The sequence below is a fragment of the Actinomyces graevenitzii C83 genome, assembly GCF_000239695.1.
In the GTDB taxonomy this organism is placed as follows: Bacteria; Actinomycetota; Actinomycetes; order Actinomycetales; family Actinomycetaceae; genus Actinomyces; species Actinomyces graevenitzii.
Window position 1 is genome coordinate 265,034 of record NZ_JH470339.1, and the last position, 16,148, is coordinate 281,181.

10 protein-coding genes and 1 rRNA gene are annotated in these 16,148 nt (G+C 58.6%); 7 read left to right on the top strand and 4 right to left on the bottom strand.

All coding sequences use genetic code 11. The features are described 5' to 3' along the window. Window positions 1-40 precede the first annotated feature (40 nt). Window positions 41-565 (bottom strand): DUF2505 domain-containing protein, encoded by a 525-nt coding sequence (locus HMPREF0045_RS08845; RefSeq protein ID WP_005987600.1) that lies wholly within the window; start codon window positions 563-565, stop codon window positions 41-43. Window positions 566-599: 34 nt separating this feature from the next. Between HMPREF0045_RS08845 and HMPREF0045_RS08850 the strand changes: the two genes are divergently transcribed. Further along, entirely contained in the window at window positions 600-2,051 is a 1,452-nt protein-coding gene (locus tag HMPREF0045_RS08850) for a sensor histidine kinase (RefSeq protein ID WP_005987602.1), read from the top strand. 179 nt (window positions 2,052-2,230) lie between these two features. Here HMPREF0045_RS08850 and HMPREF0045_RS08855 read toward each other — a convergent pair whose 3' ends face one another. Together HMPREF0045_RS08855 and HMPREF0045_RS08860 are read right to left on the bottom strand one after the other, a co-directional pair. Next, window positions 2,231-2,479, bottom strand: coding sequence for a WhiB family transcriptional regulator (locus tag HMPREF0045_RS08855; RefSeq protein ID WP_021603938.1), 249 nt, complete (start codon window positions 2,477-2,479; stop codon window positions 2,231-2,233). A 232-nt stretch (window positions 2,480-2,711) separates the two neighbouring features. Continuing rightward, complete coding sequence (locus HMPREF0045_RS08860; protein ID WP_005987606.1) at window positions 2,712-5,942, bottom strand: FHA domain-containing protein; 3,231 nt, start codon at window positions 5,940-5,942, stop codon at window positions 2,712-2,714. Between the two features lie 86 nt (window positions 5,943-6,028). Between HMPREF0045_RS08860 and ligA the strand changes: the two genes are divergently transcribed. Next, window positions 6,029-8,329: an NAD-dependent DNA ligase LigA gene (gene ligA / locus HMPREF0045_RS08865; protein WP_005987608.1), complete on the top strand. Its 2,301-nt coding sequence runs from the start codon at window positions 6,029-6,031 to the stop codon at window positions 8,327-8,329. Between the two features lie 203 nt (window positions 8,330-8,532). Here ligA and HMPREF0045_RS08870 read toward each other — a convergent pair whose 3' ends face one another. Further along, a complete protein-coding gene (locus HMPREF0045_RS08870; protein ID WP_005987610.1) occupies window positions 8,533-10,002 on the bottom strand; it encodes a L,D-transpeptidase in 1,470 nt (489 codons plus the stop codon). A 262-nt stretch (window positions 10,003-10,264) separates the two neighbouring features. On the opposite strand from HMPREF0045_RS08870, the gene gatC reads away from it, so the two are divergent. From gatC to HMPREF0045_RS08895, 5 genes are all read left to right on the top strand, one after another. Continuing rightward, complete coding sequence (gene gatC, locus HMPREF0045_RS08875; protein WP_005987612.1) at window positions 10,265-10,564, top strand: Asp-tRNA(Asn)/Glu-tRNA(Gln) amidotransferase subunit GatC; 300 nt, start codon at window positions 10,265-10,267, stop codon at window positions 10,562-10,564. Between the two features lie 2 nt (window positions 10,565-10,566). Beyond that, window positions 10,567-12,072 carry an Asp-tRNA(Asn)/Glu-tRNA(Gln) amidotransferase subunit GatA gene (gene gatA, locus HMPREF0045_RS08880; RefSeq protein WP_005987614.1) on the top strand — a complete coding sequence of 502 codons (1,506 nt, stop codon included), beginning with the start codon at window positions 10,567-10,569 and terminating at the stop codon, window positions 12,070-12,072. A 9-nt stretch (window positions 12,073-12,081) separates the two neighbouring features. Then, window positions 12,082-13,578 (top strand): Asp-tRNA(Asn)/Glu-tRNA(Gln) amidotransferase subunit GatB, encoded by a 1,497-nt coding sequence (gene gatB, locus HMPREF0045_RS08885; RefSeq protein ID WP_005987616.1) that lies wholly within the window; start codon window positions 12,082-12,084, stop codon window positions 13,576-13,578. Between the two features lie 230 nt (window positions 13,579-13,808). Further along, window positions 13,809-15,188 (top strand): NAD-dependent malic enzyme, encoded by a 1,380-nt coding sequence (locus HMPREF0045_RS08890; protein WP_005987618.1) that lies wholly within the window; start codon window positions 13,809-13,811, stop codon window positions 15,186-15,188. Between the two features lie 713 nt (window positions 15,189-15,901). After that, window positions 15,902-16,148 (top strand): 16S ribosomal RNA (locus HMPREF0045_RS08895); the annotation flags it as partial.

The following is a 16,148-nucleotide window of genomic DNA, read 5'->3' on the forward strand; positions in this document are numbered from 1 at the left end:
CCTCGCTAGGGCTGCGGCCGGGCAGGCAGTTTGGGTGCGCCTAGTTGGCGCTGCGAGCGGCCAGGTACTTAGCGGCGCATGCCAGCTCATAGGCGACGGCGTCGTCGGAGAACTTCAGGGCGCTACGTAAGATGCGCTCACCAAAAAGCGGGATCGCCAAAGTCGCATCAATATCCACATTTAGCTCGCATCCCGAGGCAGTGGGGGCTAGGGTGCCCTGGCCGCTTAGCTTGAGCGGCACCCCGCTGATCTGGGTGGCAATTTGGCCCTGGTAGCTTGAGTCGGCCTGAGGCTGGGTGCACCAACGTTGGGCCAGCGCTAGGTTTACCTCACCCTTTATAAAACGGCTGGCGTTGGCAGGAATAACGCGGGGGCTCACGGCGGCCTTGGTGAGCGTACCCTGCCAGGTTTTACCGGCGGCGTCGGTGCTGGTGGGCAGGGCACTAGCGTGCAAATTTTCTAGCGGGGCCTTACCGAAACGGATTAGTTGGTAGTCAGGGTCATTAAACATCGACAAAATCTGTTCACAAGGAGCCGGATAATTAATTTTTACTGATGTACGCATGAGATAAGCCTGCCATGCGCGCTAGGCTGGAGTCATGACGACTCTCCCCGCAGCGCTACGAGATAAAGTTGAGTTTGCCCCAGCTGACCTGGACTGGCTGCATCAACTTGTGGGGGACTGGCAGCTGGTAGCTGACCTATCGATGGCAGACCTGGTGCTGTGGGTGCGTAACAAGAACGGGCGGCTGATGGCTATGGATCAGTGCCGTCCCTCCAACAACCCCACTGTGCATCCCGACGACGTAATCGGCCTACGTATGCCGGCAGTGCGTGAAGCACTGGCCCTGGAGGCGCTGGCTTCCTGTCAGGTAAAGATCGCTAAAGACAGTGTTTGGAACGGCACGGTAGCGGTTAAAGAAGAATTCATTCCGGTGGTGCGCGGTGGACGAGCCATTGCAGTGCTAACCCGTGAATCCACCGTGGGGCTGCTTAGCGGTGGGCGCCTGATTGACGATGGCCAGCTGCAAGCGGCTAACCGCCTGTGCCAGATGATTTCTCAGGGAGATTTTCCCGTGTCCGGGGCGGGCACCAGCGTACGCCACGGGATGCCGCGTGTAACTGACGGTATGATCTGCCTCAGTGTTGAGGGGAATGTTACCTACGCCTCACCTAACGCAACCACCTGTTTTCACCGGTTAGGTATTAAGGGAAGCCTGGATAAAGTACAGCTACTTGAGCAGGTAACTAACCTGATTCCTCCCCATAGCCACGTGGATGAGACTATGTCGCTAGTGCTTATGGGACGCCAGGCTTGGCTAACTGAGCTGGAGCTAGGTGGCGTGTTCTTGGCGGTGCGCTCTGTGCCGCTGCTAGACGCTGGCCAGCGGGCTGGGGGATTGCTGCTGGTACGTGACATTACCGAGCTGCGTCGTCGAGAACAGGCGCTGCTGAGCAAGGACGCTACCATTCGCGAAATTCACCACCGCGTTAAAAACAATCTACAAACTGTCTCAGCATTGCTGCGCATGCAGGCGCGGCGTGCTAAGCAGCCTGAAGCCCAGGAAGCCTTGCGTGAAGCGGAGCGGCGCGTGGCTACCATCGCCACCGTGCATGATGCGCTGAGTCAAAACATTGATGAAATCGTTGATTTTGATGAGGTTTTCGGCCAGGTTTTGCGCCAGGCCGCACTGGTGGCTGAAAGTGACCATAAGGTAAGTGTCCAGCTGGAGGGCAGGTTTGGCATGGTCGATGGCGACGCCGCCCAAGCCCTGGTGACGGTGCTGGCGGAGCTGGTTACTAACGCTGTTGAGCATGGCTTGGCTAAACGTGATGGTACGGTTACGGTTACCGCCCAGCGTGATGGGGCCGCTTTGAAGGTACTAGTTAGCGACGACGGCGAAGGGGTAGCCGAAGGCAAGGTAATGAGCGGCCTGGGTACTCAGATTGTCTCCACCTTGGTGCGCACTGAGTTGCACGGCGTTATTGACTGGTCGCCTAACCCGCAGGGCGGCACGGTGGTAACTATCCACGCCTGCCTAGAGGACTAAGCACGGCAGGGCTAGACGCTGCAGAGCTGAGCACTTTAGGACTAAGCCTAGACGCCTTAGGGCGGTGTGCGGCGCCGCCTTTTGAGCGGGGCACCTCAAAAACTTATAGCTGCCTAAAAACCTATAGCTACACCAAAAACTTGTGGCCGTACCAATTTGGCACGGCCACAAATTTTCGGTCAGGCAGAACGACGAGCACGGGCAGCCCTACGTTTTAGGGAGCGCCGTTCGTCTTCACTCATTCCACCCCAGACGCCAGCGTCTTGACCGTTGTCCAGAGCCCATTTCAAACACACATCCACAACTGAACAGCTGCGGCATACAGTCTTGGCTTCCGCGATTTGGGCGATTGCCGGACCGGTGTTACCCACAGGGAAGAACAACTCCGGGTCTGCGTTCAGGCATGCTGCACGCTCACGCCAGTCCATGGACATTCTCCCTTCTTAATACCGCCGTTAAGGCCAGGTAAAAATAGATGAACGGTCGTCGCCGCCGTAGCGCCGATCGCCCGTTCGATTTGCCTGTCCAACTCTCACACGGTATAAGCGCTAGGACAAGACTTTTTACCTGAGAACTGCACCGAATCGCGGTGGGAGTAATCACATTTGGGCACTTTTGAGCAGTTTTTGCAAATTTCAAGAGGTTTACTTGTGGAAAAGCCTACACTTGTGGTTTGTCTGCAAATATGGAGCTTGCATTTTGGCAGATTTGTACAGGTGTGATTTGTGAGCTAGCTATGACAAGCCCTCTGCCTGGTAGGTGCTGGCGGTGAGGATCTAGCCAGCGCGTTAGGCGCACATTAGCTAATTGCGTCCCTTCGCCCAGGCCAGGGGCAAGTAGTAACAGTGGGCTTAGACTGCGTAGCTGAGCTAGAGGCCCGCTGTAAGTATTGGCGGCCCGGCTGGTTAGGGCAGTGGCAAAGACTGGGGTGCCAGCAGCTAGGGCAGTTTCGACGGCGTTAGTGGCACTTAGGCAGGCTTGGTCTAGGTTGTCTATAAAAATTGCGCGCTGAGCCAGGGTGGGATCAGTTACCTGCAAAATGTCATAGATACGTGCCAGGGCGGTGCTGCGGCCACTACCTGCGGGCCCAATGATTAATAGCCCTTGGGCCAGCTGGGGACACCAAGGCTGGGCTTGGTCGCCGCCTAAACCCAGCGCCCAGGGTGGGCAGGTGGAGACATTTTCCGGCAAGGCCACAACTGGGGCAGCCGCGAGCGCCGTCGTCGTGTCTGAGGGGTTAACGGGTAAATCTGAGGCACTAGCGGGAAAATCTGCGACGCTAGCAGGCAAATTTGCGCCGCTAGCGGGCAAAGCCGGTGCCAGCAAAATCTGGGCAGGACACCAGTGTGAGGCCAAAGTGAGCACCCCTGCACCCACCTGATTAGGGGCCTGCTGACTGCGTTTAAGCCCGGCTTGATCGGCCAGGGCGTCAGAGCAAACCCCCAGGTATAGGCGCTGGGAAATATTGGCACACCAACGCATCGGAGCGTTAGCTAAATCCCCAGCCAAAGCCAGTGCAAACAAGCCTCGACGTGAAGCATTAACTAGCTTTTCCAGCACGTCTCGGCCTTCACCCAGCCCCAAGACAGTGTCTATCGCTTCGCCAACGCAATCCAGATCATCAATTAGCAACAGCTGATCACGTAGTCTTCCCTCCAAAGCCAACTGGGTTAGCCGCAAAATTTCGCAAGGATGGAAAGTGTCTAGCTGCGAGCCAGCCAGAGCTGCACTGGGCAAAGGTAGCTGGTTTAAATCAGCGCTAATCACATGCGTAACCAGACCGGCCTGGCTGGCCGAGTTAGCCAGTTGCCGCAGGGCAGCGCTGCGCCCTGAAGCACTGGTACCAAAAATCCCCAGTGGCGTGGTGCTGTCCCAATTAAAGGCCCCATAAGCTAGCTGCTCGGGCAAGTCGCATAGGGCCAGGGCCAAATTTTGGCGGTTACTAGCCAGGCTGGTAGCTAGTCCTTTAGCTGGCGCCGGGGCGCCGTGAGCAGCCAGTAACTGTTGGGCTTGGGTAAAAGTGAGGTTAGCTGGGGGCGGCGCTAGCCAGGGTGACTGACAAGGTGGCAGGGCCTGGGCGGCTTTAACGCAAGCATCAATCCACACAGCGCTTTCCTGGGCGGTGCCGGCGTAGGGGCAGCGAAAATGTCCGCGCTGGGTGCTGAGACATAAAAACCCGGGTGCTCGCGGCAAATCTGGCAGGTCACCGTGGCCTAGCAGGGGGGCGCCTTCGCTGGCGTCAAGCATCCGCAGGCACACTCGTAGCGCCGCATTGGCGGTAATTGAGGTGCTCAGCGCCCCATGTGGGTGTTGGGTGGCTAAAATCAGGTGCATCCCTAAACTGCGTCCCTGCGCGGCCAGGCGCAGCAGGTGCTCAAGTAGCTCTTCTTGGGTGGCCGCCAGGGTGGCGAACTCATCCACCACTACCAGCATCCGGGCCAGTGGCGTCAAGCTGGGCTGGTGATGGCGTAGCTGCTCATATTCGGTTATGTCTTTACAGTTGCTTTTGCGCAAAATTTGTTCACGACGGCGCAGCTGGGCACTAATGGCCTCAATAGCCCGGGTGGTGGCGGCAGGCTCTAAATCAGTTAGTAGATCAACACAGTGTGGCAGGCGCTTTAGCGGCCCCAGGCAGGTGCCGCCCTTGTAGTCAACCAAAATTAGTTGCAAAGCTTCAGGTGGCTGACTCCAAGCTAACTGCACTAACCAACTGGTTAGCAGCTCTGATTTACCGGCCCCGGTAGTGCCCACCACCAGGGCGTGGGGCCCGTCAGTCACCAAATCCACCCAAGCTTGGCCAGCTGCGCCCACCCCCAAGCAGGCGCGCAGCTGGGTGGGGCTTAACTCGCTGGGGTCGCTCTGGGCAGAGCCAGCGGCTGATTGGGGATCTTGAAGCTGACTGGCAAAAGTTGGGCCAGCTTCTAAATCCAAAAGTGAAGCCAGTGCAATACAAGCCGGGCCTTGGCGCTCTTGACTGGCCGACAAGGTGGTGGGGGCAAAAATCTGATGCCACCACGAATCAGAAATCTCAGCTACGCGCCTAGGGGCGCGAATACAGCGGGTGGCCGGTTTGGCGGTGGCCCACATCAGCCAAGCCTGGTTTTTCCCCTCATCCCAAACCAGGTGGGCCCCTCCATCAACCGGCTGCACCTGCGCCTGACTAGTGGCTAACAGCTGTGCACACAGCCAACGCCCCGCCACCTGTGCATTAGCCCCGGTAATAGTAATGCGTTCGTCGGGGCGAATCTGGGTGGCGTGAAAGCGGTGCCTGCCCGGCCAAGCCCGCAAACAGCTTTTCGTATTAGGTTTATGCTCACCAACCATGGCGCAGGCCAGCGCCAAAGTAGCCGGATCGGGTAGACGCCCAGGGGCTGCGCCCCGCCCGGCTGGATAGCTGCGCAGCATCATTAGCCCCAGCATGGGGGCGCTAAATAGCATCATTGACCAGCCTTGATCAGTTAACAAAAACCCGGCCATAGCCACCAGCGGCAAGAGCACATACAGGCTTTGCAATAACAACCCGCCAGCATGAGGTTGGGGCACCTGTAACTGGCGCGGCAGGCGCCGCAGCTGCAACACGGTAGTACCAATACGAATCCGGGCGCGCGGATACCACACCAGGCGGCGGCGTCGTCGCCAAAAACAATGACCACAGCGCAACCAGAGCCCATTAACTGAGCCCACATCACGCACCCGCAGGGCCCCACGTAGCTGGCGCAGACGCAAATGCTGCCAGGAAACAAACTGGTCATCAGGTAAATCGGCGCGGCCCAGGCTAGCGGCGCTCGCGGGCAGAACCATGCCGGCATGAGGGCCGTGCACGACTGCTATATGCAGCTCAGCGTCGGTGACTGTAGGCAGTGAATAAGCATCATTAAGCAGCGTTGCCATATTTCAAGCATAACACAACATAATCAAATATGATCTAGTGCTGGGGAAAGATCGCGAGCAGGTTCGATTTCTGCGATGATTGAGCCATGACTAGCCCGCAGGCAGTAAGCCAAATTCCCGCATCCGCACGCGAGCGTTGGGGGCAGCTGGTACGCACCATCGACCGCGCCCGCCACGATTACTACGACGCCGTAGATGCCCAAAGCTCGCTCAGCGATCAGGAATATGACCGCCTTTACCGCGAGCTAGAAGAACTCGAAGACACCTACCCAGCGCTGGCCCTACCCTCCTCGCCAACTCAGCATGTAGGTGGCCAAGGCGCCAATCAGTTTGCCCCGATCACTCACGCTGAACGCATGTACTCGCTGCAAGACGTTTTTAGCTTGGAGGAGCTAGCTCAGTGGTGTGCGCGCATAGACCCAACCGATGAGCTACCCATGACCGCCGAGGTTAAGGTTGACGGCCTGGCCATCTCACTAACCTACCTAGACGGTGTCTTAACCCAGGCTGCCACGCGCGGAGATGGGCGTGTGGGTGAAGACATCACTGCCAATGCCCGCACTATCGCCTCAATTCCGCTAGTGCTAGCCGGCGCCAATCACCCCAAACGCATTGAGGTGCGCGGTGAGGTGTATTTCCCAAGCGAAGCTTTTGCTCGCTTTAACCGTGAGCGCCAGGAAGAAAATCAGCGCCGCGAGCAGCGCAATCTACAAGCGCGTGAGCAGGGACGTAAAACTGAGCCGCTGCTGCAGATTTTCGCTAACCCGCGCAACGCCGCTGCCGGCTCGCTGCGCCAAAAAAACCCGGCAGTGACCGCCTCGCGCCCACTAGCTATGGTGGTACACGGTTTTGGGGCGGTTGAGGTGCAAGATGAGGCCCAAGAACTGCCGCAAACTCAGCGTGAATGGTATGAGCTAATGCGTTCTTGGGGCTTGCCAGTGTCTAGCTATACGCAGGTGGTAGTGGGGCGCAAACAACGCGAAGAATATATTGCCACCTACGCCAAGCGCCGCGATCAGCTGGTACACGACATTGACGGCATTGTGTTCAAACTAGACGATGTCCAGCGTCAACGTGAGCTGGGCTTTACTGCCCGCGTGCCACGCTGGGCGGTGGCCTACAAGTACCCGCCCCAGGAAGTACACACCAAGCTGCTAGATATTGACGTGCAGGTGGGACGCACTGGGCGCGTTACCCCCTTTGCAGTGATGGAGCCGGTGGCGGTAGCTGGCTCCACGGTAGCCCGCGCTACTTTGCACAACGCCAGTGAAGTGGCCCGTAAAGGCGTGTGGATCGGCGACACGGTGGTGCTGCGTAAAGCCGGGGACGTGATTCCTGAGGTTTTAGGGCCGGTATTGTCGCTGCGCCCCGAGGATGCCTACCCCTTTGTTATGCCCGCCAACTGCCCTTCTTGTGGCACCGCCTTGGCGCCCATGAAGGAGGGCGATGTGGATCTGCGTTGCCCCAACCAGCGCTCATGCCCAGCGCAGCTGACCCAGCGCCTGGTGTATTTGGCTGGCCGCAGCGCCTTTGACATTGAGGGCTTGGGGGAGGAGTCAGCCCTGGCGCTGACTCAATCCACTAGCGAGCACCCGCCGGTGCTTAGCAATGAAGCCCAGCTATTTGACTTAAAAATTGAAGATCTTGAGCAGGTAACCACCACCCGCATTAATGCGCGCACCGGCGTAAGCGAGCAGGTGCCCGTGTTTTACACCAAGCCCACAGCCAAAAAGCCTTCGGTGCCGCGTAAAAACGCTATCTCCATGCTGGAGGCGATTGAGGGGGCTAAGCAGCGCCCACTGTGGCGAGTTTTGGTGGCGCTTTCGATCCGGCACGTGGGGCCGACGGCGGCGCAGGCTTGGGCTGCCCACTTTGGTTCCATGCAGGCTTTGCGCCAGGCTTCCCTAGAGGAGCTAGCTGCAGTTGAGGGGGTGGGCGAGACCATTGCCCAGGCTTGGCTGAGCTGGCTTGAAGTGGACTGGCACCGCGAAATTTTGCAGGCCTGGCAAGACGCCGGGGTGCGTATGGACGACGCTGAAGGGGCGCCAGGCTCTGCGGGCGCTGCTGTGGGCGGCTCTGGTGGCGACGACGTCGCTAGCGACGCTGACGGGGAAGGCACCGGCGCTGAGACGCAAGAGCTGGAACAGACTCTGGCCGGGCTTACCTTGGTGGTCACTGGCACGCTCTCTGGCTTTACCCGCTCCCAAGCCCAGGCGGCGATTGTAGCTAGGGGTGGCAAGGCTGCCGGTAGTGTTTCTAAGAAGACCGATTACCTGGTGGCAGGGGAAAAGGCTGGCTCTAAAGAGCGTAAAGCTATCTCGCTAGGGGTGCCGGTTTTGGATGAGGAACAGTTTGTGGCCCTACTTGCAGGGCAGGCCCCCGCCTAAACGCTAGGAGCGGGGCCCGTCGCTCAAAGGGCCGGCGGGCCTACAAGGGGCTGGCGCGCCCAAAGAGCCAGAACCTGACCATGCAAAGGAGCAGGCGCCGTCGTCCCCGCCTGAAGTAACCAAAGGGAGACATAACAAAAATGGGGCCGGGCTTAAAACCCGACCCCATTAGTGCGCTTAGCGGTTTAAGCGTGCGTAGCGGTTTAGTAGTGCGAAACTACCGTGGTGCCCACCGGGGCCCAGTCGTAAATCCACTTGGCTTCAGAAACTGGCATGTTCACGCAGCCGTGCGAGCCGCCCTCACCAGACCAGCCGAAAGAGTTACGCCAAGGCGCACCGTGCAGGGCATAAGAACCGGTGAAGTAGGTGACCCAAGGAACATCCTTGGAGCAGTAATCCCAGCCGGCGGCGCAACCCATATCCTGGGCGGCGTACTTGAGGTAGACATGGTAGGTGCCGGTCACGGTTTCAGTGCCCGGAGCGCCCGGAACCATGCCCACCGGGCCATGCACCACCGTGGCGCCCACATAAGCGGTCACTGTGGCGTTAGACAGGTTAACGTCAATCCACTTCTCGCCCTCAGCTGCCGGGTAAACCAGCTTTTCTGCGCCGTTGGCGATAGTGCGCTCTTTCCACTCTGCCTTAGTGGTTTTGTACTCGAACTTACCGGCATAAACCTTGCCGTTGTTAAGCGAAGTCAGTAGCTGCTCAGAGACAGTAGAAGCGTTCTGGACGTCTTTACCGTCCTTAGCCTCAACCACCACCGTGGCCACCTTACCGTCAGAGTAAACGTTACGTTCACCCTCAACCAGGGTCACCTGCGCGGCCGAAGCCTGCTTGTTAACCCACTTGGTTACTGCTTCCTTATCGACGGTTACGGCCAGATTCTTGCCATCCGTGCTGGGGCCAACCTTGATCCAGGAGGCCTTAGTTTCAGTGTCAGCGGTGTAGGTGTCGCCGTCAGGGTCAGTAATGGTCACATCGTTTTTAACGATGGTGTTGGCCTTATCAGCGGCAGCCTTAGCCTTGGTGTAAGTAATGGTGGGGGCCGTGTTCACATAAGCCACCTTCACCGAGGTAGAGCTAAGCTGCGCGGCGGCGCTGGTGGCAGCCTGCTCAATCTCCTTAGGAGACAGGCTCTGGCCATCCTTACCGGAGACAACCTCAAAGGTGGTTTCTTCCTCGTTAAAGGTCACCGAAGCATTGACCGGGGCGTTAGAGCCTGGCGGCAAAATCTTGGCGATGTACTCGTCAATCTTGATTGAAGAGCTGGTGGAAACCACGCTTACTGAATTGTTAGAGGTAAACGGCGCCGTGAAACGGTTCATGATTGAAGCGTTAGGTGACAGAGCAGCCTTAGCAGTAGCGGCGGCGTCGACCTTAACCCCCAGCTCGCTGAGGCTAGCCTGGCGGTTAACCGCACCGGAGATAGACACCTTGGCAGAGCTTGCCTTAGAGGACACCAACTTGGCGATTTCGCTCTGAGTCATGCCTGATACATCCTGGCCGGCCACACTCGTGCCGGGGAGGGCATGGTCCGAATAATGCACGGCCCAAGCGCCCGCGCCACCGCCCACAGCTAGGAGGGCTGCGGCGCCCACCAGCCAGGGCCAGCGGCGCCGTTTTTCAACGTTCGCGCTTACCTTCTGTGAACGGTTGAAGAGTTTTATCACTACCGTCAACTTCCGTGAGATTTACACCTAGATATTGGGGAAGGTGTAAGGGGAGTAAACTAGCTAATAGTTTACGGATCAACTTTATTTTAGTTTAGGTCCGGTGCACTTGTCGCCTGTCTGTGGCAGTCGTGCTGCTTACATGTTATGCGCCAAGCAGGCAGGCTGGGATAGTTTTAAGGACACAACTCGCTAACGGCGCAGCCACTTTTGTTAAGGCCAAGTAACCAACGGCCGCCTGGCGGGGTTTAAACTTGAGACCATGTCGACAATTTCTACCGCCGAAGTTGCGCGTGTAGCCGCATTGGCTCGCGTTGCACTAACAGACGCCGAGGTGGAGCGCCTAGCTAAAGAGCTCGACGCCGTAGCCTCCTCATTTGCTCGCGTTAACTCTGTGGTTTCCGCAGAAATCCCCGCCACCAGCCACCCGGTGCCGCTAACTAACGTGATGCGTGAAGATGTACCGGGCCCCACCTTGGATGTAGAAGAGCTTCTAGCCGGCGCCCCCGCCAGCGAAGACTCCATGTTCCTAGTACCCCAGATTTTGGGTGATGAGGAGTGAGCGTGAACAGCGAACTTACCCGTCTAAGCGCAGCCGAGCAGGCCGCCAAACTAGCCGCCGGAGAATTTAGCTCCCGCGAACTAACCCAGGCCCACCTAGAGCGCATTGATGCCCTAGAGCCTGCCGTGGGTGCCTACCTAAACGTAGACCACGACGGCGCCCTGGCCGCCGCTGACGCCGTCGACGCTGCCCGCAAGGAAGGCGCCGCGCTACCTGAGCTAGCCGGTGTGCCCGTAGCAGTTAAAGACCTGTGCTGTACTCGCGGCCAGGTGACCACCGCTGCCTCCAAGATCCTGGAAGGCTGGGTGCCGCCCTACGACGCCACTTTGGTAGCTAACATTCGCGCCAACCAGATGCCGATTTTGGGTAAGACCAACCTGGACGAATTCGCCATGGGTGGCTCCACTGAGCACTCGGCTTTCCACCGCACCGCCAATCCCTGGGATTTAGAGCGTATCCCTGGTGGTTCTTCAGGTGGCTCGGCTGCCGCCTTGGCCGCCTATGAGGCCCCGCTAGCGGTAGGTACCGACACCGGTGGCTCGATCCGTCAGCCCGCTGCCGTCACCGGCACCGTGGGGGTTAAGCCCACCTACGGTACGGTTTCGCGTTTCGGTGTAATCGCTATGGCTTCCTCGCTGGACACCCCCGGCCCCATGGCCCGCAACGTGCTTGACACTGCGCTGCTGCACGACGTGATGGCCTCCTATGACCCGCTGGACTCCACTTCACTGTCTGACGCCCCCCGAGGCATGGCCGACGTGGTGCGCGCCGCCCAGGCCGGCATGGACTTAAAGGGTCTGCGCGTGGGTGTAATTTCTCAGCTCGACGGCGGCGAAGGCTACCAGGAAGGGGTAGTGGACTCCTTCCACCAGGCCCTAACCCTGCTGGAGAACGCCGGCGCCACCATCAAGACTGTGGACCTGCCCCACCTGGAATACGCCCTGGACGCCTACTACCTGATCATGCCCGCCGAGGTTTCCTCCAACCTGGCCCGCTACGACGGTATGCGTTACGGCCTGCGCGTTGAGCCCAAGGAAGGCCCGGTCACCGCTGAGCGCGTTATGGCTGCTACCCGTGGCGCCGGTTTTGGTGACGAGGCTAAGCGCCGCATCATTTTGGGCACCCACGTGCTCAGCGCCGGTTACTACGACGCCTACTACGGCAGTGCCCTGAAGGTGCGCACCCTGGTACAGCGCGACTTTGACGCCGCCTTTGCCGACGTCGACATTTTGGTCAGCCCCACCAGTCCGATCACCGCTTACCGTTTCGGTGAGAAGGATGACCCGCTGACCATGTACAAGCTGGATGTAACCACCATTCCGGCTAACCTGGCGGGTATCCCTGGCATGAGCCTGCCTAGCGGTCTTAGCGAAGGCTTGCCGGTGGGCTTCCAGATCCTGGCCCCGCAACGTAAGGATGACCGTCTCTACCGCGTGGGTGCGGTGCTAGAGGCGCTGGTAAACGAACGTGTTGGTGGCGCGCTGCTAGAGCGTGCCCCCCAGCTATAAGGAAGTGCGATGAGCGATAAGCTAATGGATTTCGACGAGGCCGTTGAGCGTTTCGATCCGGTTTTGGGCCTCGAAGTGCACGTCGAGCTGGGTACTGCTACCAAGATGTTCGACGCCGCCCCTAACCAGTTTGGCGCCACCCCTAACTCACTAACCACCCCTACCTCTGTGGGTCTGCCCGGCGCTCTGCCGGTGGTTAACGCCAAGGGTGTGGAGTACGCCATCCGTATCGGTTTGGCCCTGAACTGCTCAATTGCTGAGTCTTGCCGCTTTGCCCGCAAGAACTACTTCTACCCGGACCTGGCTAAAGACTTCCAGACCTCCCAGTTTGATGAGCCCATCGCCTACGACGGTTACCTAGATGTGGAGCTAGAAGACGGCGAAATTTTCCGCGTGCCCATCGAGCGCGCTCACATGGAAGAGGACGCCGGTAAGAACACCCACATTGGTGGCGCCGACGGACGTATTGAGGGTGCGGAATACTCGCTGGTGGACTACAACCGCGCTGGTGTGCCGCTGGTGGAGATCGTGACCCGCCCCATTGAGGGTGCCGGTAAGCGAGCCCCCGAGGTAGCTGCCGCCTATGTGCGTACCTTGCGTGATATTTTCCGTGCCATTGGGGTTTCTGAGGCCCGCATGGAGCGCGGTAACGTGCGTGCGGACGTGAACGTGTCGCTGCGCGAGAGCCCCGATGCGCCGCTGGGTACCCGCACTGAAACCAAGAACGTCAACACCTTCCGCTCTATTGAGCAGCACATTCGCTACGAGATTCAGCGTCAGGCCGCGATTTTGGCTGACGGCGGTGAGATCGTGCAGGAGACCCGCCACGGTCAGGCTGACGGTACTACCGCTCCCGGCCGAGTTAAGTCCGACGCCGACGACTACCGTTACTTCCCTGAGCCTGACCTGGTACCCGTGGCTCCTAGCCGCCAGTGGGTGCAGGAGATTGCTGCCTCGCTACCGGAGATGCCGGCCGCTAAGCGCCGTCGTCTAAAGGAAGCCTGGGGACTAAGCGACGAAGAGATGCGCGATGTGGTCAATGCTGAGGCCCTGGACCTGATTGAGGCTACCGCTTTGGCTGGCACCAGCGGCCAGGCTGCCCGTAAGTGGTGGATGGGTGAGCTGGCCCGTTACGCCAAGGAGCAGGAGCAGGCACTTACTGACCTGCCGGTTACTCCCGCCCAGATTGCGGCTTTGCAAAAGATGGTCGACGACGGCGAGCTAACTGACAAGCTAGCCCGTCAGGTGCTCGCTGGGGTACTAGCTGGCGAAGGTGACCCGGCTGAGGTTGCCGCTAAGCGTGGCCTGAAGGTAGTTAGCGACGACGGTGCCCTGCTGGAAGCCGTGGACGCCGCCCTGGCGGCTCAGCCCGATGTGGCCGACAAGATTCGTGCCGGTAAGGTAGCTGCCGCCGGCGCAATTGTGGGCGCAGTGATGAAGGCTACGCGTGGCCAGGCTGACGCTAAGCGTGTACGCGAGCTGATCATGGAGCGCGTACAGGGCTAAACGAAACTGGCTAAATTACAAGCCAAAATAACGGAGGGGACGTGGCCTTGCGGCCACGTCCCCTCCTGTTTAGTAAAGACAAATAGTTAAAATTGCAAAGATTACAAACAAGCCGGGCGTTTATTGTGGGAAACCTCGCTGCACAGCGCGTATTTAGTCGGACACAATAGTGTCAATGAACGGCATACAGGCCTTAGCCACCGCCGTCGTTTTGTGAAAGGACTACAAAAATGGCACAGCCCAGCCCTAGCTACACCGTAGCTCTGCGACTACAGGTACCGCGCAGCCAGGCTTCGGTAGCGCAGTTGGTTGACACTGCGGCTTCCACCGGTGCCATCGTCACCGGTGTTGACGTGGATGACCCCAGCGGCGAGAAGGTCGTAATCGACCTAACCATGGACCTGCGGGACTCCAACCACCGCCTTGAAGTAATTGATCTACTCAAGAACCTGCCCGGAGTGGAAGTTGAAACCGTAGGCGACTCCACCTTCCTGGCCCACATCGGCGGCAAGATTGAAATCGCCGCACGTACCCCCATTCGTAACCGTCGTGACCTCTCTCGTGTCTACACCCCCGGTGTAGCCCGTGTTTGCAAGGCTATCTACGACACCCCCTCCAAGGCCCGCAAGCTAACCATCAAGCGCAACACTGTTGCCGTGGTTACCGACGGCACCGCCGTGCTCGGTCTAGGTGACATCGGCCCTGAGGCCGCCATGCCGGTAATGGAAGGTAAGGCCGTACTGTTCAAGCAGTTCGGTGGCGTTGACGCTTGGCCGGTGGCCCTGGACACCAAGGACCCCGACGAGATCGTGTCTATCGTTAAGGCTATAGCCCCCGCCTACGGCGGCATCAACCTAGAAGACATCGCCGCCCCCAAGTGCTTCGACATTGAGGCCCGTCTGCGTGAAGAGCTGGACATCCCGGTCTTCCACGACGACCAGCACGGCACCGCCATTGTTACCCTAGCCGCCCTAATCAACGCCCTAAAGGTAGTTGGCAAGAACATCGAGGATGTACGTATTGTGCTTTCCGGTGTGGGTGCGGCTGGTTCTGCTATCGCCAAGCTGCTGATGGCTCACGGCGCTCGCGACATTGTTGGTTACGGTCGCGACGGCGCCCTCAACGGTGACAACACCGAGGGTATGAACGAGCACCGTCGTTGGCTGGCTGAGCACACCAACCCCCGCCACGTTACCGGCAGCCTGAAGGAAGGCCTCAAGGGCGCCGATGTGTTCATCGGTGTTTCCTCCGGTAACCTGCTGGAGCCTGAAGACCTAGCGGTTATGAACGAGGGCGCCATTGTGTTCGCCATGGCTAACCCCACCCCCGAGGTGGACCCGATCGCCGCCACCAAGTACGCCGCTGTGGTGGCCACCGGCCGTAGCGACTACCCCAACCAGATCAACAACGTACTGGCCTTCCCGGGCCTGTTCCGTGGTCTGCTGGACACCGGTATCACCGACATCTCCACCGAGCTGCTGCGTGCTGCCGCCACCGGTATCGCTTCGGTAGTTTCTGAGCGCGAGCTCAGCCCGGTTTACATCATTCCGGGTGCCTTTGACACTCGCGTTGCCGACGCCGTAGCTGACGCTGTGCGTGACATCGCCTGATTTGTCTCTACTGGCTGCCTGAATTTTCAGGCTGGCTAGTGGTGGGGCCGTCCCTTATGGGGCGGCCCCACACTTGTTTTACGGGGCCTCGCTGGGCGTCCCCGGCCTCATGGAAGGGCTCCACCATTAGGGGCGCCAGGTCAGCCTCCCTGGGCGTCTCCGGCCTCATGGATGTCTGTGGCCTCAGGGGTGGCCCCGGCCCGCCACCTGTTTATGCGGGTGATCGCGCACTTGCTGCTCACGTTGGGGGAGTAGGCAGAGGCGGCGGTCTCTAAACTATTTTTAGATGTTGCCGGTCACAAAATTTAGGGCCGCGCTCTGCATAGATCAAACCTAGTAAACCCTGGTTCAAACCAATCTTAACTAGGTAAAATACATGCCTAGGCCGGCCCTTCAGGGGGCCTTCTGGTATTGGCTTAGAACCCTGATTTACCCCCGAAGCGGCCATTTTGTGGCTACGGTCACTCAAAACTGGGTTGCGAGACTGGTGGACGGCCGCTAAAGTTATACGAGTGCCTGCGGGACAGCAACGAAAACAAAAAATTCGTTAGATGTTCTGCTGGGTGCGTTGTTTGAGAACTCGATAGTGTGTCAAGTTTTTTTATGTCTTGAATTCTTCTCCAACAGGCATGGTGTTTGTTGGGGGGTTTTTCTTGTTGATTTCTTTGTCAACTATTATTTTTTTGAGCTAGTTGTTTTCTGGTTCTTCAGTTTTTTTGGAGAGTTTGATCCTGGCTCAGGACGAACGCTGGCGGCGTGCTTAACACATGCAAGTCGAACGAAAATACCAAGCTTGCTTGGTTGATTAGTGGCGAACGGGTGAGTAACACGTGAGTAACCTGCCCCTTACTTTCCTGGATAACTGCTCGAAAAGGGTAGCTAATACGGGATATTCTGGCCTTCCTGCATGGGTTGGTTGGAAAGGTTGTTTTTCTGGTAAGGGAGTGGGCTCGCGGCCTA

Coding starts and splice junctions, on each gene's coding strand:
- HMPREF0045_RS08845 (WP_005987600.1), bottom strand. CDS start 565: ATGCGTACATCAGTAAAAATTAATTATCCGGCTCCTTGTGAACAGATT.
- HMPREF0045_RS08850 (WP_005987602.1), top strand. CDS start 600: ATGACGACTCTCCCCGCAGCGCTACGAGATAAAGTTGAGTTTGCCCCA.
- HMPREF0045_RS08855 (WP_021603938.1), bottom strand. CDS start 2,479: ATGGACTGGCGTGAGCGTGCAGCATGCCTGAACGCAGACCCGGAGTTG.
- HMPREF0045_RS08860 (WP_005987606.1), bottom strand. CDS start 5,942: ATGGCAACGCTGCTTAATGATGCTTATTCACTGCCTACAGTCACCGAC.
- ligA (WP_005987608.1), top strand. CDS start 6,029: ATGACTAGCCCGCAGGCAGTAAGCCAAATTCCCGCATCCGCACGCGAG.
- gatC (WP_005987612.1), top strand. CDS start 10,265: ATGTCGACAATTTCTACCGCCGAAGTTGCGCGTGTAGCCGCATTGGCT.
- gatB (WP_005987616.1), top strand. CDS start 12,082: ATGAGCGATAAGCTAATGGATTTCGACGAGGCCGTTGAGCGTTTCGAT.
- HMPREF0045_RS08890 (WP_005987618.1), top strand. CDS start 13,809: ATGGCACAGCCCAGCCCTAGCTACACCGTAGCTCTGCGACTACAGGTA.